The 18,738-nt window shown below is 60.6% G+C and carries 13 protein-coding genes and 1 pseudogene; 9 read left to right on the forward strand and 5 right to left on the reverse strand.

Annotated elements, in window-relative coordinates; all coding sequences use genetic code 11:
- Positions 1-101: 101 nt before the first annotated feature.
- Entirely contained in the window at positions 102-701 is a 600-nt protein-coding gene (locus BEN47_RS00415) for an alpha-ketoglutarate-dependent dioxygenase AlkB family protein (RefSeq protein ID WP_070724237.1), read from the forward strand.
- Between the two features lie 280 nt (positions 702-981).
- Here the strand turns inward: BEN47_RS00415 and BEN47_RS00420 are convergent, their stop codons facing one another.
- Positions 982-1,239, reverse strand: a complete 258-nt coding sequence (locus BEN47_RS00420) for a hypothetical protein (RefSeq protein ID WP_125921421.1) — start codon at positions 1,237-1,239, stop codon at positions 982-984.
- Between the two features lie 236 nt (positions 1,240-1,475).
- Here BEN47_RS00420 and BEN47_RS00425 point away from each other — a divergent pair, with 236 nt between their 5' ends.
- Positions 1,476-2,855 (forward strand): FAD-dependent oxidoreductase, encoded by a 1,380-nt coding sequence (locus tag BEN47_RS00425; protein ID WP_070724239.1) that lies wholly within the window; start codon positions 1,476-1,478, stop codon positions 2,853-2,855.
- Between the two features lie 209 nt (positions 2,856-3,064).
- Positions 3,065-3,775, forward strand: coding sequence for a LytR/AlgR family response regulator transcription factor (locus BEN47_RS00430; protein WP_070724240.1), 711 nt, complete (start codon positions 3,065-3,067; stop codon positions 3,773-3,775).
- On the opposite strand, the gene BEN47_RS00435 is transcribed toward BEN47_RS00430, so the two are convergent.
- Complete coding sequence (locus BEN47_RS00435; protein WP_070724241.1) at positions 3,772-4,386, reverse strand: 3'-5' exonuclease family protein; 615 nt, start codon at positions 4,384-4,386, stop codon at positions 3,772-3,774. The genes BEN47_RS00430 and BEN47_RS00435 overlap by 4 nt on opposite strands.
- A gap of 316 nt (positions 4,387-4,702) precedes the next feature.
- Here BEN47_RS00435 and BEN47_RS00440 point away from each other — a divergent pair, with 316 nt between their 5' ends.
- The 6 genes and pseudogenes from BEN47_RS00440 to polA all read left to right on the forward strand — a co-directional run bounded on the left by BEN47_RS00440 (position 4,703) and on the right by polA (position 14,931).
- Positions 4,703-5,458: a hypothetical protein gene (locus tag BEN47_RS00440; RefSeq protein WP_125921422.1), complete on the forward strand. Its 756-nt coding sequence runs from the start codon at positions 4,703-4,705 to the stop codon at positions 5,456-5,458.
- Between the two features lie 43 nt (positions 5,459-5,501).
- Positions 5,502-8,261 carry a TonB-dependent receptor gene (locus tag BEN47_RS00445; RefSeq protein ID WP_070724243.1) on the forward strand — a complete coding sequence of 920 codons (2,760 nt, stop codon included), beginning with the start codon at positions 5,502-5,504 and terminating at the stop codon, positions 8,259-8,261.
- Positions 8,262-9,443: a DUF4249 domain-containing protein gene (locus BEN47_RS00450; RefSeq protein WP_070724244.1), complete on the forward strand. Its 1,182-nt coding sequence runs from the start codon at positions 8,262-8,264 to the stop codon at positions 9,441-9,443. It begins immediately after the preceding gene.
- Positions 9,444-9,520: 77 nt separating this feature from the next.
- A complete protein-coding gene (locus tag BEN47_RS00455) occupies positions 9,521-10,591 on the forward strand; it encodes an MG2 domain-containing protein (protein ID WP_070724245.1) in 1,071 nt (356 codons plus the stop codon).
- Positions 10,501-11,898 carry a hypothetical protein gene (locus BEN47_RS00460; RefSeq protein WP_070724246.1) on the forward strand — a complete coding sequence of 466 codons (1,398 nt, stop codon included), beginning with the start codon at positions 10,501-10,503 and terminating at the stop codon, positions 11,896-11,898. The genes BEN47_RS00455 and BEN47_RS00460 overlap by 91 nt, the downstream gene beginning before the upstream one ends.
- Positions 11,899-12,046: 148 nt before the next feature.
- A pseudogene (polA, locus tag BEN47_RS00465) lies at positions 12,047-14,931 on the forward strand (DNA polymerase I).
- A 290-nt stretch (positions 14,932-15,221) separates the two neighbouring features.
- On the opposite strand, the gene BEN47_RS00470 reads toward polA, so the two are convergent.
- The 3 genes from BEN47_RS00470 to BEN47_RS00480 form a co-directional block, all read right to left on the reverse strand.
- Positions 15,222-15,599, reverse strand: a complete 378-nt coding sequence (locus BEN47_RS00470) for a hypothetical protein (protein WP_070724247.1) — start codon at positions 15,597-15,599, stop codon at positions 15,222-15,224.
- Positions 15,600-15,747: 148 nt separating this feature from the next.
- Positions 15,748-17,826 carry a T9SS type A sorting domain-containing protein gene (locus BEN47_RS00475; protein WP_070724248.1) on the reverse strand — a complete coding sequence of 693 codons (2,079 nt, stop codon included), beginning with the start codon at positions 17,824-17,826 and terminating at the stop codon, positions 15,748-15,750.
- A 35-nt stretch (positions 17,827-17,861) separates the two neighbouring features.
- Complete coding sequence (locus BEN47_RS00480; RefSeq protein WP_070724249.1) at positions 17,862-18,632, reverse strand: hypothetical protein; 771 nt, start codon at positions 18,630-18,632, stop codon at positions 17,862-17,864.
- Between the last annotated feature and the right edge of the window lie 106 nt (positions 18,633-18,738).

An 18,738-nucleotide genomic window follows, 5' to 3' on the forward strand; every position in this document is an offset into this window, starting at 1 on the left:
CGACGGAAGGACGGCTTGCGTTGTTACTACATTCTCTCGTCAACAGCCCGATGCCTTGCCGGGCGTCGCGCCGTCACACCCCTCCTGCTACCTCAGTCGCAATGCCTTTACTACCCTTTCCACTCCCGCAGGCCGACTTGCTTTTTGACCCCGATTTTCTACCGGCGGCGGAGGCCAATGCCCTGCTTGCCCACTTTATAGCCGGCATAGCGTGGGAGCAGCGCGCCATCTGCATGTTTGGGCGGGAGCTGCCGCAGCCGCGCCTCACCGCCTGGCACGGCGACCCCGCCGCGCGCTACACCTATTCGGGCCTCACCTGGGAGCCCCGCCCTTGGACGCCACCCCTGCTCGGCCTGCGCCAGCGCCTGGAAGCCGCCACCGGGGCCCGTTTCAACAGCGTGCTCCTGAACTACTACCGCGACGGCCGCGACAGCATGGGCTGGCACGCCGACGACGAGCCCGAGCTCGGCCCCACCCCCGTTATTGCTTCCCTGAGCTTGGGCGCTACCCGCCGCTTCCGCCTGCGGCCCGTCGGCCCCCGGGTTGGGCTGGCGCCCTCGTCCATCGGCCTCGACCTGCCCAACGGCAGCCTGCTGCTGATGCGCGGCCCTACGCAACAGTGCTGGCAGCACGCCCTGCCCAAAACGGCCCGGCCGGCCGGCCCGCGCCTCAACCTCACCTTCCGCTGGGTAGCGGGGTAGTGAGGGGCCGGTTGTCCGGGTATTAGTAGCTGTCCTTAGTGAGAACGGTAGCGCCCGGCAGGGCAGTTACCGCCTCAGTACATACCGTTCCAATGATGACTTCAACGATTCGTGCCCGACTACCGAAGGATAGCACATCTCATAGAAGTAAGAAAAGCAGTTCTACCGCGTGTATGGGGATAAAAAGGCAGGGTGCAAATTCACTTCTAAATCCTGGCATTCTTCAAACCCTATTCATTCGTACCTTTTATTCCCATCCGTTCTGCCTCGCTTTTATCAATTAATAGCGGATATCGGGATGGCCTGCCAGCTGCGGGTCCCATTCGTCGCTCACCAGAAACTGGCCAACGCGCAGCGTCGTCAGCACGGGGCTGAGGACCACGGCTTTGGCCATCATGCGCCGCCATGCCGCAGCGCTTGGGGTGAGGGAAACAGCAGTGCCTTTGGGCAACACCAGCAACTTGGCCTGGCGGCTGGCAGTGCGCCACCGCCACCGCATGTACCCCATGCGCCTATACCGGAATCGGAAGTGTGTCATAACAGTGGGCCGCTAACAGTAGAAGTAGATTGGTGCTAACAAATCAAAAGTGCCTATCGGATAGCACTGTTCGGAGAATTTCCGGTTAACTGGGCACTATACTCGACAAACACAACCCTAATCGGGCCGAGCCAGATTGCAAACCGCCTTCCCATTGCGCTAACGGTTCTTTTGCCCGCTCTCAAAGTCCAACCACCACTTGCGTAGTAGCTTCGCCGCCACACTTCCCTCCGCTTATGCCCACTGCTACTCCTCCCCATGCGTCCGCCGAAACCCTCACCGTACTAGGCGCCGGCTTGGTGGGTTCGCTGCTCTCGTTGTACCTCGCCCGGCGGGGCCATGCCGTGCAGGTGCTCGAGCGCCGGCCCGACCCGCGCCGGGAAGGTTCTCAGGAAGGACGGTCCATCAACCTGGCGCTGTCGGACCGGGGCTGGCGGGCCCTGGAAGGCGTGGGCGTGGCCGACGACATCCGGCAGGTAGGCATACCGATGGCGGGCCGCGTGATGCACGACGCGCAGGGCACCCTCACCCGGCAGCCCTACGGCGAAGCCGGCCAGGCCATCTACTCCGTCAACCGCGGCCACCTCAACCGGTGCCTGCTCGACCTGGCCGAAGCCCAACCCGGGGTGCGCCTCAGCTTTGGCCAGCAGTGCCTGCGCACCGACCTCAAAAAGCAGGAGCTGCACCTGCTCGATACCGAAACCCAGCAGGCGCGCACGGAGCCCTACACCCGCTTATTCGGCACCGACGGGGCCTTTTCGGCCGTGCGCGGGGCCTTGCAGAAAACCGACCGCTACAACTACTCGCAGGACTACCTGGAGTACGGCTACAAGGAGCTCACCATTGCGGCCGGGCCGGAGGGCGCGTGGCAAATGGAGAAAAATGCCCTGCACATCTGGCCGCGCGGGCAGTACCTCATGATTGCGCTGCCCAACCTCGACGGCTCGTTCAACTGCACCTTATTTTTTCCCTACGAGGGCGCCGAAAGCTTTGCCGCGCTGCAAACGCCAGCCGACGTCACCACTTTTTTTGAGCGGGTATTTCCCGATGCCGTGCCGCTGATGCCGACGCTCACGCAGGAGTTTTTTGAGCACCCCACGGGGTCGATGGTCACCATCAAGTGCTTCCCGTGGAAGTACGACGACGACGTGCTGCTGATTGGCGATGCCTCCCACGCCATCCTGCCCTTCTACGGGCAGGGCATGAACTCGGGGTTTGAGGACTGCAGTGTGCTCAACCAGCTACTCGACGAGCACGGCGATGCGAACTGGGCCACCGTTTTTGCCGAGTTCCAGACCCAGCGCAAGCCCAACGCCGACGCCATGGCCGACCTGGCCCTGTACAACTTCACCGAGATGCGCGACCGGGTGGGCGACCCGCGCTTTTTGCTGCAAAAGAAAATCGAGTCCAGAATTGCCGGCCAGTTTCCGGGGCGCTGGACGCCGCTCTACTCGCAGGTCACGTTCTCGCACACGCCCTACGCCGAAGCCTGGGCCGCCGGCCAAACCCAGGACGCCATTATGGCCCGCCTCATGCCCCACATTCACACCGAGGCCGACTTTGACCAGCCCGCCGTGCAGGAGCTGGTGCAGCAGGAAATGGCGAACAAGGGCTGAAGGAATACTTCAACGGCTTATACAGCGCTTGTCAAGCCATTAAAAAGCAACCGTTGCTGTTTCGGCGCTACTTTCCGGGCCAGTGGCTGCCCCCATTTGCGTGGCGAGTGGTTACTTTAGAGCGATGAGCGGCTAACCGCTGCCGTACGCAGCTTAACTCGCCCTGTTTGTACTTGCCCTTCACCTCCTGCCTACCCTTCCCACCCGCTATGTTAACCTGCGCCATCATCGACGACGATGAGATTAATCGTCTCACGCTCGAGCACTACGTCGAGCTCACCCCCAATCTCAAGCTGGAAGCCTCGCTGGCCGATGGCATTGCCGGCCTCACGTTTTTCCGTGAGGGAAACCGCGTGGACGTGCTGTTTCTCGACATTGAGATGCCCCACCTCAGCGGCCTGGAGCTGCTGCGCGTGCTCACCGACCCGCCCGAAGTCATTATCACCACTTCCCGCCAGGACTCGGCCGTGGATGCGTTCGAGCTGCGCGTGACCGATTACCTGGTCAAGCCATTCGATTTTGCCCGTTTCACCCAGGCAGTGCAGCGGGTGCAGTCGCGGGTGGTGCCCGCCGCCGCTCCGGCGCCCGCCGAAGCCCCCGCCAACACCGACCTGTTTGTGAAAGTGAACAGCCGCATGGTGCGCATCGATTTCGACGAAGTACTGTACGTGGAAGCCCTGTCCGATTACGTCAACATCGTGACGGCCAAGCACAAGTACATTGTATACACCACACTCAAGGCCTTGGAAAACCGCCTGAGCACCTTCCCCAGCTTCATTCGGGTGCACCGCAGCTACCTGCTCAATACCCAGCACATTGAGTCGATTGAGGACAACACGGCCAATCTGCGCGACGGCCACTTCGTGCCCATTGGCAAATCGTATCAGGACGGGTTCTACAAAAGCTTGCAGCGTATCTAAGCTCCTTTACTTGTCTCGTCAAGCTGCTTGTACACGGGCAGTTCGTAGAACGGCCGCAGCAGACGCACCACGTCCAGGGCGTCGGCCAGGGCTTCGTGGGCCACTTCGCGGTCGGCGAATTGCGCCCGGGCTTTGCAGATGCTCATGCTGGGCAGGCGCGAGTCTTTGCGCCAGTTGAGGTAGAACGCGGCGGGGTCGAGCATGGCGGGGTCGGCGCGCACGAGGCGTCCCCAGCCGGGCAATTCCTTGAGAAAGCCCAGGTCGTAGGAGGCCACGTTTTTGCCGGCCATGGTCACGGAAATATGGCCTTTGGGGCCGGGCCGAAAACCATTCGCCAGCAGAAATTCATAGAATTGGGGCAGCAGCTCGTCGGGAGTGCAGAGTTCGGGGTTGGGGGCTTTGCTGGCCAGCTCCACCAGCAGGCGGGCGTTGAGGGCGAGCGCGCCGGCCGTGCCCACGTACTCGGGGTGGCGCACTACGCGCCGGAACGCGGGCAACTGGGCCAGCGGCAGCGGGTGGCGGCTGTCTTCCACCACGGCGGCCAACTCCAGCACTTGGTGGCGCTGCGGGTGGGGGCCGGAGGTTTCGAGGTCGAGGGAAACGTAGCGCATAGGCGGGTTGTACGGGCCCGCGCCCAAAGCCGCCGGGTGCTCTGGCGGGCGGGGCCGGGGGTTGGCAGGCGGGGACGTTTGTTGCTTCCTGGGCAACGTTGGGTAAGCTTTCGGGCAAGGCCGTACAGCGCGTTCCTATTGAGACAAATAGAGCAGTTTTGGAGTCAGTGTACAGAATTAAAAATATGACGGTCAGACTTTTCATTTTTAATTCTATTCATGAAAGCGGAAACCGCCCTACCAGGATGCCATTTAGCCTTTGTACTGCTTGCAAGTCATATCTTAGCGAAAGCTTACGACCTTACCTTTCCTCCTATTGAAAACACTTTACCTTGCCTTACCGGCTACTTTGTGTGCCCTGGTGATGGCTGGCCCTGCTTTTGCCCAAACCGCCCCACCCGATGCCGACTTGTCGGTTTCCATCGCGGCGGCGCAAAAGCAACACGCCGCCGCTTTCACGGCCCACTCGCAGCTCCTGAACGGGCCTCAGTACCTGGACTATTCCAAACGATACTATGTGAGCACGGGCCATCAGTTTTTTGGGGTGCCCGATAAGCAGCCTGGCAGCGTGACCTATACCAACCAGCGGCTGTTCGACAACCTGGAGTTGCAGTATGACCTGGTGTATGACCAGGTAGTGCTTTCGGTGCCGAACAGTGCGCTTACGCTGCGCCTCATCAACGAGGAGATGCAGGAATTCACCCTCAACAACCACCGCTTTGTACGGCTGCTGGCCGATAGCGCTTCGGCCGGCGTCATCCGCACAGGCTACTACGAAATGCTGCTCGACGGTACCGTGCAGGTGCTGGCCAAGCGCTCGAAACGCCTGCAGGAACAAGTTGCCCAGCACAACATCAACGTGCGGTTCACGGCGTCCGACAAGCTCTTTATGCGCAAAGACGGGCGCTACTACCCGGTAGCCAGCAAGGGCGCCGCCCTGCGCCTGCTGGCCGACCGCGGCAAGGACCTCCAGAAATACCTGCAGGAGCACAAGCTCAAATTTAGCAAAGCCAGCCGCGAGGCTTCGCTGATGCAACTGGCGGGCTACTACGCCGGTCTTGTTTCCCGCTAGCCGCTACCTGGCCCCACTCCGTGCTACTTCCTTCTTTCCTTTTATGAAACACGCCTACCGGGCTTTTTTGGTTGCGTTTCTGTTGTTTTTGTGCCTGACCAGCTACGGGCAGCAGGCCGAGAAAACCGTGACGGGAAACTTTGCGCACGTGCGCTTCGAGCAGTTTGTGAACCAGGTGGAGGCCCAAACCAACTACCGCTTCTACTACGACCCGGCCACCGTCGACAGCCTGTTTGTGACGGTGCAGGCGCAGGCTCAACCCTTGCAGGCCGTGCTCTACCAGGCCCTGCAAGCCACCGACTTCCGCTTTGCCATCGACGATGAAAACCGGGTGTTCGTGTCCAAGGGCGTGGCCATCAACCCGGCGCTGTCGCCCGACTTTTTCCAGCCCCGGTCCGGGGCCGCGGAGGTGCTGGCCAACGAGCCGACGGCTGCTGGCCCGGCGGGCCGCTCGCGCTACGTGAGTGCCTCGGAATACAAAGTGTACGACATCGGCAGCGGCGGCGGGGGCCGGGTTACGCTGGCGGGGCACATCCGCGAGCAGAAATCCGGCGAGCCCGTGATTGGGGCGGCCATCTACTCGGAGTCGCCGAGCGTGGGGGCCAATACCGACCAGTTTGGCTACTTCTCCCTGACCATGCCGCCGGGCCGCTACGACCTCAAAATCCGGGGCGTGGGCATCAAAAACACCAAGCGCCAGGTGAACCTGCGCGGCGACGGCAAGCTGGAAATTGAGGTGGAGGAAGACATTGTGACGCTGAAGGAAGTGGTGGTGGAAGCCGAGAAAGACCGCAACGTGTCGGGCATGCAGATGGGCCTGGAGAAGCTCGACATCAAGACCATGCGGCAGGTGCCCACCGCTTTCGGCGAAACCGATATCCTGCGCGTCATCATGACCTTGCCGGGCGTGAAAACCGTGGGCGAAGGCAGCACCGGCCTCAACGTGCGCGGCGGCGCCACCGACCAGAACCTGATTCTGTTCAACGACGCCACCATTTACAACCCCTCGCATTTGTTCGGCTTTTTCTCGGCCTTCAACCCCGACATTCTGCAGGGCGTGGAGCTCTACAAAAGCGCCATTCCGGCCAAGTACGGCGGGCGGCTGTCGTCGGTACTGGACATCACCACCCGCGAAGGCAACAAGAAGAAAGTGGGCGGCTCGGGCGGCATCGGGCCGCTCACCAGCCGCCTGTCGCTGGAAGGCCCCATCGTGAAGGACAAAAGCTCGTTCATCATCAGCGGCCGGGCCAGCTACTCCGACTGGCTTTTAAAGCAGCTCTCGGACAAAAATTTCAACCAGAGCGCCGCCTCGTTCCACGACGTCACGGCGCACATCACCCACGAGTTCGACGAGAAAAACACCATCTACGCCACGGGCTACGTCAGCAACGACCGGTTTCGGCTGGCCAGCGACACCACCTTCCGCTACTCCAACCGGAACGCCAGCTTTAAGTGGCGGCACACCTTCACCAACCAGCTCTACGGAGTGCTGACGGCCACCTACAGCCACTACAACTACGACGTCACCAGCCAGCGCAACCCCCTCACGGCCTCGCAGTTGAAGTACGCCATCGACCAGCCCGGCGTGCGGGCCGACTTCAGCTACTTCCCCAATTCCCGGCACACCGTTGATTTTGGGGCCAGCTCGCAGCTTTACCAGATTGCGCCGGGCAGCCTGCAGCCGCGGGGCGACGCTTCACTAATTCGGCCCGACGTGCTGGCCCAGGAACGGGGCCTGGAAAGCGCCTTTTACGCGTCGGACCGGTTCGATATCACGCCGCGCTTTTCGGTGTCGGGCGGCTTGCGCTACTCGCTGTTTCAGGCGCTGGGCCCGCGCGACGTGTACCGCTACGCGCCGGGCGAGTCGCGCTCTTTGGCTTCTATTATCGACACGGTGCGCTACGGCTCGAACCGGGTGCTGGCTACTTACCACGGCCCGGAATACCGCCTGTCGGCGCGCTACTCGGTGTCGGACAACTCGTCGGTAAAGGCCAGCTACACCCGCACCCGGCAGTACATCCACCAGCTCACGAACACGGCCTCCGTGTCGCCGACGGACGTGTGGAAGCTTAGCGACGCCAACATCCGGCCGCAGGTGGGCGACCAGTACTCGGTGGGCTACTACCGCAACTTCAAGTCGAACACCATTGAGGTATCGGTGGAAACGTACTACAAAACCCTCCGCGACGTGGTGGACTTCAAGAGCGGCGCCACGCTCCTGCTCAACCCCCAAATCGAGACGGACATCATCAACGCCCAGGGCAAAGCCTACGGGGTGGAGTTCTTTGTGAAGAAGCTCACGGGCAAGCTCAACGGCTGGGTGGGCTACACCTACTCCCGCTCGCTGGTGCAGGTGAACGCGGCCACCACCGCCGACATGGTGAACGGCGGCAACTACTACCCCAGCAACTTCGACAAGCCCCACGACTTTACCCTGGTGGGCAACTACCGCTTCAGCCGGCGCTTCAGCACCTCCGTGAACTTCACCCACAGCACGGGCCGGCCCATCACGCTGCCGCTGGCCAAGTACTTCGTGGGCAACTCCCTGCGCGTGTTCTATTCGGACCGCAACGCTTACCGCGTGCCCGACTACCTGCGCCTCGACCTGGCCCTGAACATCGAGGGCAACCACAAGGTGAAGAAGCTGGCCCACAGCTCCTGGACGGTGGGCGTGTACAACCTCACCGGCCGCCGCAACCCCTACTCGGTGTATTTTAAGTCGGTAGGCGGGCAAATTAAGGGCTACCAGCTGTCCATTTTTGGCGAGCCCATTCCAAGCATCACCTACAATTTCAAATTTTAAATGCGCGCGCCCCATTCCTCCGTTTTCCGGGCCTTGCGGTGGTGCCTGGCCCTGGCCCTGCCCGCCTGCACCGACCCCTACATGCCCGACGTGGTGAAATCGCCGCCGAGCTACCTGGTGGTGGACGGTTTCTTGAACAGCAAGGGCGTGACCACCATCAAGCTCTCGCGCACCTTCGCCGTGGACTCCAAGGCGGCGCCCCCCACCGAGAATAGGGCCACGGCCTACATCGAGGAAGAAGGCGGCCCCCGCTACCTGCTGCGCGAGGCGCCCGCGGGCACCTACACCTCGGCCAGCCTAGTGCTGAACCCGGCCAAACGGCACCGGCTGCACCTGAACACGTTCGCGGGCAAGCAATACGCGTCGGACTACGTGCCCGTGAAAACCACTCCGCCCATCGACGCCGTGAGCTGGCGGCTCAACAATGCCGGGCTCGACATCACCGTCGATGCCCGCGACGCCACCAACGCCACCCAATACTACCGCTGGGAAACCGACGAGACCTGGGAGATTATTCCGCCCTATTTTCCTTCGGTGGAATACGTTAACGGCGCAATACGCAACATTCAGGTGCCCTTTCCCAGAATTTGCTGGGGCAATGCAAAGTCCACCAACGTGCTGCTCTACAAAACGACTTCGCTGGCCCAGGACGTGGTGAGCGACTTCCGGGTGCGGCAGCTCATCCCCCCTACCCCATTGCTGTATTCCCGCTACAGCATTCTGGTGCAGCAATTTGCGCTGACCAAAGAAGAATATGCTTATTGGGAACTGTTGCGCAAAAACACGGAAAGCATTGGTTCGCTCTTCGACCCGCAGCCCTCCCAGCTTACTGGCAACGTGCGTTGCCTCAGCAATAGTGCCGACCTGGCTCTGGGGTTTGTGGGGGCGCACTCGCGCACCGAAAAACGAATTCTAATCAGCCGAACGGAGCTGCCCAGGTCCTGGCCAGTTTCGGATGGGTACGAGGACTGCGTTCCGCCCGATACCGTTTTTCTTAACCGCCCCTTACCCCCTCCCCCTCCGGCGCAAACTCTGGAAATCAACTTCAACCGCTTCACGGGCCGCCTTCCCATTAATGCGGTTTTCGAAAGAGGAAGTTTAGCCGGCTACACGGCCAAAAAGCGTGAGTGCATCGACTGCCGCGTGCGCGGCACCTCGGTCAAGCCCAGCTACTGGCCTTAGGTTTCCTTATGCAATTGAAGCGTTGTAACTCCATGGTTTTCTCTCAGAGTGATGCCCCAAGAGGCATCCTTGCCGGTTTGTGGCTGCTTTTGGGGCTGGGGCTGGGCGCTACCGGTACTGCCGCGGCGCAGGCGCCGCTCGATTCGCTGGGCGGCATCACCGGCCGGCTGGGGCGGTACGAGCAGCGCAGTCCCCACGAAAAGCTGTTTCTGCACCTCGACCGGCCTGTGTACCTGAGCGGCGAAACCATGTGGTTCAAGGTGTACGCCGCCGACGGCACCTACGCCCGCCCCCTCACGCTGAGCAGCGTGGCGTACGTGGAAGTGCTGAACGCCGAGCAGCGGCCGGTGCTGCAGGGCAAAGTGAGCCTCCGGCAGGCCACTGGGCAGGGCTCCTTTGTGCTGCCCGCGTCGCTGCCGGCCGGCACCTACACCGTGCGGGCCTACACCAGCTGGATGAAGAACTTCAGCCCCGATGCCTACTTCCACTCTTCCGTGACGGTTATTAACACCTCCACCGCCTCGGGCGTGAGCAGCCATGACTCGGCCGCCTACGAGGCCCGGTTTTTCCCGGAAGGCGGCAACTTGGTGCGCGGCCTGCGCAGCCGGGTGGGCTTCAAGGTGACCGACAAGGCCGGCCGGGGCGTGGCGGCCCAGGGCCAAGTGCTGAACCAAAGCGGGACCGTGGTGGCCACGTTCAGCACCCTGCGGCTGGGCATGGGCAGCTTTGCTTTCACTCCGGCCGCGGGCGCCGATACGTACACGGCCGTGGTGACCCTGGCCAAAAACCAAACGCTGACGCGCCCGCTGCCCCGGGCCTTTGAGCAGGGCTACGTGCTGCGCCTCGACCACACAGGCCCCGACCAGCTGACCGTGACAGTGAACACCGCCGCCACCGGCCCCGAAACCGTGTACCTGCTGGGCCATTCGCGGCAAAAAGTGGCCGTGGCCACGTCGCTGCAGCTGCTGAACGGTCAGGGTAGCGTCGTGGTGAGCAAGGCCCGGCTGCTGCCCGGCGTGTCGCACTTTACGCTGTTCACGGCCAACCAGCAGCCGGTATGCGAGCGGCTGTATTTCCAGCCGCCCACGCAGCAGCTGGCCATTACGGCGCGCGCGACAAGCCCCAGTACGGCACCCGCGACAAGGTGAGCGTGCAGGTAGCCACGGCCGGCCCGCAGGCGCCCGTGCCGGCCAGCTTGTCGATGGCCGTGTACCGGCTCGACTCGCTCAACACTGCTTCCGTTCCCACCATCGACCGCTACTTCTGGCTGACGGCCGACGTGCCTGGCACGGTGGAAAACCCGGACTACTACTTCACCGCCACCGGCCCGGAAGCTGCCGAAGCCGCCGACAACCTGATGCTGACCCAGGGCTGGAGCCGCTTCCGCTGGGAAGACGTGCTGGCTACCACACCCAAGCCCGTTGAGTTTTTGCCCGAGCCGTATGGCCCCATGGTGCAGGCGCGCATCACGCAGCCCGGCACCCAGCAACCGCAGCAGGGCATTATTACCTATCTGTCGTCGCCCAGCCGTATCACGCACCTGAGCGTGGCCCGGAGCGACGCCCAGGGCATTGTGCGCTTCGAACCCCCGCACTTCCTGGGCACTCGTGAAATCATGCTGCAAACTGGTGCGGGGCCGGACAGCAGCAGCCAGCTCGCCGTGCTCGACCCCTTCTCGGCGCGCTACGCCGATGCGCTGGTGCCGCCTTTTGGCCTCACGGCCCGCTACCAGGCCGACTATGCCAGGCGCCACCTGCACGCGCAGGTGCAGAACGCCTTTACCAGTAAGTACCGCAGCCGCTACGCGCCGGAGGTGGTGGACAGCCTCCCGTTTTTTGGGCCGCCCGACGAGCGGTACCTGCTGGACAAGTACACCCGCTTCAAGGTGATGGAGGAAGTGCTGAGGGAGTACGTGCCCGGCGTTGTGGTCCGCATCCGCAAAGACGGCTTCCACTTGCTGGTGCTGGACAAGCTGAATAAATCCGTGTCGCGCGAGAACCCCATGGTGCTGCTGGACGGGGTGCCCGTTTTCAACATCAACAAGATTATGGCCATGAATCCGCTGAAGATTCAGAAGCTGGAAGTCATTGCCAACCGCTACTTCCACGGCCCGGCCGCGTACAACGGCATCGTGAGCTTCACCACCTACAAAGGCGACCTGGAAGACTTCCCGCTCGACCCGCGGGTGCTGGTGCAGCGGTACGAAGGCGTGCAGCGGCAGCGCGAGTTCTACGCCCCGCGCTACGAAACCGCCCAGGAAAAAGCCAGTCGCCTGCCCGACCTGCGCAACTTGCTCTACTGGAACCCGGAAATCACCACTGGCCCCGATGCCAAAACCGTTGACTTCTACACCAGCGACCAGGCCGGCCGCTACCTGGTGGTGCTGCAGGGCCTGTCGGCCACCGGGCTGGCGGGCAGCAGCCGCTTCGTAGTGGAGGTAAAACCGGCGCTGTAGGCAACAAATACAGCGGTTACTCAAGGGAAGCCTGCCGGGAGGGCAACGGTCCTGTAGTTGCATTTTTGCAGCAGCGAGGGCCGTTTGGGTTAATTTAAAGGCGGTAATCTCAGCCTTGCCTTTCCCTGGCTCCGTACTTTCGCCTACCATGACCGATACCGCCGCGCCCACCGCCCCCAAAAAGCTTTTCCTGCTCGACGCCTTTGCCCTGATTTACCGCTCGCACTTCGCGTTCAGCAAAAACCCGCGCATCAACTCCAAGGGCATGAATACCGGGGCCGTGCTGGGCTTCACCAACACGCTGGTGGAAGTGCTGCAAAAGGAGAAGCCCACCCACATCGGCGTGTGTTTTGATGGGCCGAAGAAAACCTTCCGGCACGAGCAGTTTGCGGCCTATAAGGCGCAGCGCCAGGCCATGCCCGAGGACATTGGCATTGCCCTGCCCTACATCAAGAAAATCATCGCGGGCTTCCATATTCCCATTCTGATGATGGACGGCTTTGAGGCCGACGACGTGATTGGGACGCTGGCGCAGAAAGCGGAAAAGGAAGGCTTCGAAGTGTTCATGATGACGCCCGACAAGGACTACTGCCAGCTGGTGACGAAGAACATCAAAATCTACCGGCCCGCCTTCATGGGCAACGCGGCCGAGATTCTGGACGTGGCCCACGTGCTGGCCCGCTTCGAGATTGAGCGCGTGGAGCAGGTGATTGACATTCTGGGCCTGCAGGGCGACGCGAGCGACAACATTCCCGGCATCCCCGGCATCGGCGACAAGACGGCCAAGGCGCTGATAAAGCAGTTCGGCTCGGTGGAAAACCTGATTGCCAACTCCGACCAGCTCAAGGGCAAGCAACAGGAAAACGTGCGCAACTTCGCCGAGCAGGGCCTGATGAGCAAGGAGCTGGCCACCATTCACGTGAACGTGCCGCTGGACTTTGAGGCCGACAAGCTGGTGCTGGACGCGCCCGATGAAGCCACCCTGCGCGAACTGTTTGAGGAGCTGGAGTTCCGGCAGCTGGCGGCCCGCGTGCTGAGCGGCGGTGGCCCGCCACGCACCCCGGCCGGCGTGGCCGCGCCCGGCAGCAAACCCGTGCGCCGGCCCAAGCTGGTGGTCGGCGACCAGGCTTCACTATTCGGTGATGGGGCCGTGGCCAGCGGCGCCGAGGAAGGCGAAACGGGCCAATACGGCGCGCCCAGCGGCCCGCGCAAGCGCCTGGAAGACGTGCCCTATCAGTACCACATGATGGATACGCCGGCGCTGCGCCAGTCGCTGCTTGGCTTCCTGCTGCAGCAAACCGAAGTCAGCTTCGACACCGAAACCACCGGGCTCGATATCATGACGGCGCGGCTGGTGGGCCTGAGCTTCTGCTGGCTGCCGGGCGAGGCCTACTACGTGCCCGTGCCCACCGAAGACCCGGCCGCCGTGCAGGCCATTGTGGAGGAGTTCTGCCCGTTTTTCGAGGCCGCGCACATCCTCAAAATCGGCCAGAACGTGAAGTACGACCTCACCATTCTGCGGCACTACGGCGTGGAGGTGAGCGGGCAGCTGTTCGACACGATGCTGGCCCACTACCTCATCGAGCCCGACATGCGCCACAACATGGACGTGCTGGCCGAAACCTACCTGCACTACTCGCCGGTGTCGATAACTGAGCTGATTGGCCCCAAGGGCAAGAAGCAGAAAACCATGGCCGACATCCCGCCCGCCGAGGTGAAGGACTACGCCTGCGAAGACGCCGACGTGACCCTGCAGCTCAAGCACGTGTTCGAGCCGATGCTACGGGAGCTGGGTTTGCTGGGCCTGCTGAACGACGTGGAAAACCCGCTGGTGCCGGTGCTCAGCAGCATCGAGTACGAGGGCGTACGGATTGACTCAGGGGCCATGACCGAATACTCGGCCGAGCTGCAGGGCTACATCACGGAGCTGGAAACGCAGATTTTTGCTGAGTCCGGCGGGCCGTTCAACATCGGCTCGCCGAAGCAGCTGGGCGAGGTGCTGTTTGATAAGATGGACATCGGCAAGGGGAAAATCAAGAAAACCAAAACCGGCCAGTACGCCACCGGCGAGGAAATCCTGAGCCAGCTCGCCGCCGACAACCCCATCGTGGCCCTCATCCTCGAATACCGCCAGCTCACCAAGCTGCGCTCGACCTACGTGGAGGCCCTGCCCCAGCTGGTGAGCGTGGTGGATGGCCGGGTACACACTAGCTTCAACCAGGCCGTGACGGCCACCGGCCGCCTGAGCAGCACCAACCCCAACCTCCAGAACATCCCCATCCGCACGGAAAAGGGCCGGGAAATCCGCAAAGCCTTCGTGCCGCGCGACGACCAGCACGTGCTGCTGGCCGCCGACTACTCGCAGGTGGAGCTGCGCATCATGGCCGACTTCTCCGGCGACGCCACCATGATTGAGGCCTTCCGCCTGGGCCAGGACATTCACAACAGCACCGCCAGCAAAGTCTTCAAAGTGCCCCTCAACCAGGTGGACGGCGAGATGCGCCGCAAGGCCAAAACCGTCAACTTCGGCATCATCTACGGCATTTCGGCCTTCGGGCTGGCCCAGCGCATCGGCATCAGCCGCAAGGAAGCCACCGACATCATCGACACCTATTTCCAGGAATTCCCGTCGGTGAAGCAGTTTATGGACGAGAGCATCAACCGGGCCCGCGAGCTGGAATACGCCGAAACGCTGCTCAAGCGCCGCCGCTACCTGCGCGACATCAACTCGCGCAACGCCACGCTGCGCGGCTATACCGAGCGCAACGCCATCAACGCCCCCATCCAGGGCACGGCCGCCGACATCATCAAGATGGCCATGATTAACATCTACCACTGGCTGCGCGAGGAGAAGCTCCAGACCCGCATGATACTGCAGGTACACGACGAGCTGGTGTTCGACGCCGTGCAGGAGGAAGTGGCCTACATCACCCCCAAAATCAAGGAGCTGATGACCACCGCGCTGCTGCTGCCCCGCGGCGTGCCGCTGGAAGTGGAAGTGGGCACGGCCGGAACTGGCTGCAGGCGCATTAGCTGAGGGACTATAAGTACAGAACGTCATGCTGAGCCTGCCGAAGCATCTCTACCGCAGTAGTAATCCAAACCAGCGCGGTAGAGATACTTCGACTGCGCTCAGCATGACGGCCTTTTAGCTACGGCTACTTTTGCTTCTCTACTAAAAAAATAAAAAGGGCCCGGCACGTCTGACGCGCCGGGCTCTTTCTGCTGAAGATGGACAGCCGCTTGGCCTTGCAATTAAGTTAGGCTTCACTGCTTGTGCACGCGCTAGCCCAACCCGCAGCGCCGGCTCTAGCTGGCCGCCCCTACCGCACCGACTCGCAAAGGAATACGTAGCCGTTGGTAACGCTCACCCGAGCGAGGTCAGCGCCAGCACCGGCCTGCGTGGTGGAAAAGCTCGCCACCCGGTAGCCGCTCTGCACCACAAAATTGATGACTGCGACCGGTGAAGTCACGACCTTAAATTTTTCGTTGAGCTCCGCTTGGCTCAGCCCGCCCAAGCTTTTTCCATCTGTATCAAATTCAGCCCTGAAGCCTTTGCGCGTGTAGTAAACCTGCACCAAGGCCACTGCAGCGGGGGCAGCCGCCACCACAGAGCCAGCCGGAGCGGCCGCTTGCGCCTGAACAGCTGGCGCCGACAAAAGAAACAGCAGGGTGCTTAGGGAAAACAGAATGTATTTCATGTGTTGTGGGTAAAATCAGGAAAGCGTAGCGAAATGGCTTAACTCGGCATTTTCTTGGCTGGCATAACAGCCAAAGGGGAAAATCACCAGCCCTTTCCGTGCGCAGGAAAGAACTGGTGATTAACCAATTGCAAATGTGACGTACGGGTTATTCAGTTACAGTAATACGCTCCACCTGGTTTTGGCTTGCCGTATGCAGCGTGCAGAAGTACACGCCCGCCCGGAGGCCGGCAAGGGAAACAGTTGTTTCAAAAGTGCCGACGGACACTCGCTCACGGTCCACTACGGTTTGCACTACCCGGCCCAACGCGTCAGTTAAGGTTAGGCGAACCCGGCCGGCTTGCGCCACATGGTACTTCAACCGCACCGAACCGGCGGCGGGATTAGGATACGCTTGCAGGGCCACTTGGGTGGGCGTGCTGCCGATAGCGGTGCTGCTCGGCCGCCCTGGACGGGCCAAAGCAATGGCTTGCTTGTATTTGGTGCCTTGGCACACCGCATTTATGGTAGCGTTTGTGGCCTGCGGCAACACGCCGCAAGCGGCAAAGGGCAATGATGAAAAGCTGCTCACCGCACTGAGGGTAATCGGATACCGCGCCACAAACAGCACGTTCTGCTGAGTGGGAGTTGCCGCTGTCGGCCGCAGGTTCAATATGACTTTTAGATAGGCCCCTTTGTACATGAACTCTTGGCTGGGGTCGCCGGTGCCGCCCAAGGCCTCGGTCTGGAAGATGGTATTTTTAATGCAAGCCGCGTCTATGTAGTTGGTACGGTAGAGGTAATCAAACGTGCCGTCCGGTTTGGTTACTTGTCCTTCCAAGGTGTAATCTCCTCCAAAAGGCTCTACTTCATTGCCTTCTACCATTAACGCCACTTGAAAATCCTGTACTGTCAAGCCTGAAGCCGGGTTGATGACGTACTGTAAATCCTCGGCGAGCCGATAAGCACGCACCGTCGTTCTGGAGCGGTCGGGGTTGGTTGTAGTAGTCGTTCTGGTCTGGATTACTGGCTTTTTCAGCAAGCTAAACACCCCCATGGCCTCGTTGTAGTAGGGCACGTTTTCCGGAATGCTCACCGACAGGCGGTTGCCGGGGTTGTGGAATGGAACCGTGGCGTACAAATTGTTGGTGGTGATTGTTCCTGTTGTGGTGGTGGTCATCTCAATGGTCATTGGCTGCAATTCGACTTGAGTAGGTCCTGCATCTTGGCCGCCGCCCATAAAGTAGTCGAGCATACTGACCGCCGCACCTATAAATGGGAGCGCAGAAAGCCCGGCTTTCAAGAAATCGCCCGATTTGCTTGCGCTGTTAAAACTGTCCAAAGCGCCCGCTTTATCGGGGTTTTGGCTTTTTAACTTGCTCGTAAACTTGTCGATATTGTCGTACGACTTTCCTCCGGCTGATAATACGCCGTTCAGTTTGCGAATGAAGGGAATGCCTTTATCAAAGTCCGAGCCTGCCCCGGTTGATGTTGACACCAGCGTGCCCGTCGTTTTCCCTACCAACTGTACGTCAGCCTGCGATATCAGATTGACTTCGATGTGCAAACGCGAGTCGAACTGACAAACGCACGGGTCATACTCCATGGGAAAATCCGCTACGAACCATTTGCTTCGACTGTTTATGTAGCGTGCCACGGCTACAAATTGCGGATTTATAGCTGGCTCTGTATCTTCAAGGGCAATTCCAAGGGCGGTTTGCCGATTGAGTGTCGCCGCTTTAAAAGTGGCAGCCGTTCCAAATCTCAACTTAATCTCAGCAAATTGATAACTGTTTTGAAGGTCGCCAACTGCCGTAAATACCCGTAGCACGCTAGTGTACCGATTGTAAAGTATGAGCGTAGGATTGGTTGTCTTAGCTGGGTTGCCCGCGTCATCATAGCCCAAATCCCTCCGAATCAATTCCCACCCATCACCCGGTTTATCAATTTTGCCTGAAAACCGGTCCATGTTCGAGTTGGTAGGCTGTAGCCAAGGCAACTCGACGTAGTCTTGGCCTACGCCCGGAAAAGGGCTATTGAGGGCATACCTGCCTCCGTTGTAGAGCGAAGATTGATAATTCCCATAATACCAGTTGAAGGTATTGGGTTGACCGGCGGGGTTATTGGGATTCGCCGGGTCGGTGCGAACGCCGATTGGAGGGCACGGGACCATTTGCCCGGAGGCCAGTTGTGGGAAGGATAGGGACGCAGCGAGCAGCCCCACCCCGAGGGGGTAGAAAAAACGCATGTACCAGAAAGGGGAAAAGTGAAAAAAACCGGAAATTACCGGATACGCTTGCCTATGAATACTTTATCAATGATGGCGGGGCTGACCTGAGTACGGTACTCTATGCGAATACTGTCGCGGGCCGTCAGGTACCCTTTCGTAATATCAAATCCGGAGCATCCGCCGCTACTAGCCGTGATGCCCCGCCAAGTCAGCCCAATGTCAAAGTAGGGCTTGCGACATCCTTTGGGAATTCCAACGATGTAGTTGGTGAATTCGGCGGCGGGGTTAGTGGGATAATAAAAATTAGGCCCGGAATAAATACGCACCGTAAACGTGTCGCGCAATGCGTCCGAATTAGCGCCTTGAAACTTGCCGTAGATGGGCGCGTGTTGGTCGCGGAACGGCATCAGTGTCAACGTTTGGGTGAGCGTGTCCACCCCGTCGTCGTTCTTAAAGCAAGCCATATTGGGCGGGCGCCTGGCAATCAGGCGCACGGGAATTTCCCCAAAAGTCTGGTTATCGAAGCTAACGGCCGTGTTGCGTCCGGTGCGCTTATCTATTTTTCCCACCAGCCACTCATAGCTGGTGTACGGCGCGCCCGGCCCCTGCAACGACACCGTCTGGCTGTTGTAAGCCGTGTCGGGTGTGGGCGTGCCGAAAGCTTCAACGAACCGGAACGTTAGGGGATTGGCCTTGGCCTGCGCGCACGGGTCGGGGGCGTTTTGCTTGTCCCGGCAGCCAGATAGGCTCGTGCTGACTAAACCGATGACCACGGGTAATACGCCAAAGCCCAAGGCCATGGCGGGAAATCTCTTGGTTTGCATGGGTAGAAGCAAAAGAATGAGAACGGGACAAATGTATTTACCCCCCCCCCATTTTTACAACTTATTTTATATATTTAAAAATAATTTTTTTACAGCGTCCCCCTCA

The sequence above is a fragment of the Hymenobacter lapidarius genome (assembly GCF_001816145.1).
Classification (GTDB): Bacteria; Bacteroidota; Bacteroidia; order Cytophagales; family Hymenobacteraceae; genus Hymenobacter; species Hymenobacter lapidarius.

What these genes read in the sequence shown, in the direction of transcription:
- BEN47_RS00415 (WP_070724237.1), top strand. Translation starts at nt 102, where the DNA reads ATGCCTTTACTACCCTTTCCACTCCCGCAGGCCGACTTGCTTTTTGAC.
- BEN47_RS00420 (WP_125921421.1), bottom strand. Translation starts at nt 1,239, where the DNA reads ATGACACACTTCCGATTCCGGTATAGGCGCATGGGGTACATGCGGTGG.
- BEN47_RS00425 (WP_070724239.1), top strand. Translation starts at nt 1,476, where the DNA reads ATGCCCACTGCTACTCCTCCCCATGCGTCCGCCGAAACCCTCACCGTA.
- BEN47_RS00430 (WP_070724240.1), top strand. Translation starts at nt 3,065, where the DNA reads ATGTTAACCTGCGCCATCATCGACGACGATGAGATTAATCGTCTCACG.
- BEN47_RS00435 (WP_070724241.1), bottom strand. Translation starts at nt 4,386, where the DNA reads ATGCGCTACGTTTCCCTCGACCTCGAAACCTCCGGCCCCCACCCGCAG.
- BEN47_RS00445 (WP_070724243.1), top strand. Translation starts at nt 5,502, where the DNA reads ATGAAACACGCCTACCGGGCTTTTTTGGTTGCGTTTCTGTTGTTTTTG.
- BEN47_RS00450 (WP_070724244.1), top strand. Translation starts at nt 8,262, where the DNA reads ATGCGCGCGCCCCATTCCTCCGTTTTCCGGGCCTTGCGGTGGTGCCTG.
- BEN47_RS00460 (WP_070724246.1), top strand. Translation starts at nt 10,501, where the DNA reads ATGCGAGCGGCTGTATTTCCAGCCGCCCACGCAGCAGCTGGCCATTAC.
- BEN47_RS00470 (WP_070724247.1), bottom strand. Translation starts at nt 15,599, where the DNA reads ATGAAATACATTCTGTTTTCCCTAAGCACCCTGCTGTTTCTTTTGTCG.
- BEN47_RS00475 (WP_070724248.1), bottom strand. Translation starts at nt 17,826, where the DNA reads ATGCGTTTTTTCTACCCCCTCGGGGTGGGGCTGCTCGCTGCGTCCCTA.
- BEN47_RS00480 (WP_070724249.1), bottom strand. Translation starts at nt 18,632, where the DNA reads ATGCAAACCAAGAGATTTCCCGCCATGGCCTTGGGCTTTGGCGTATTA.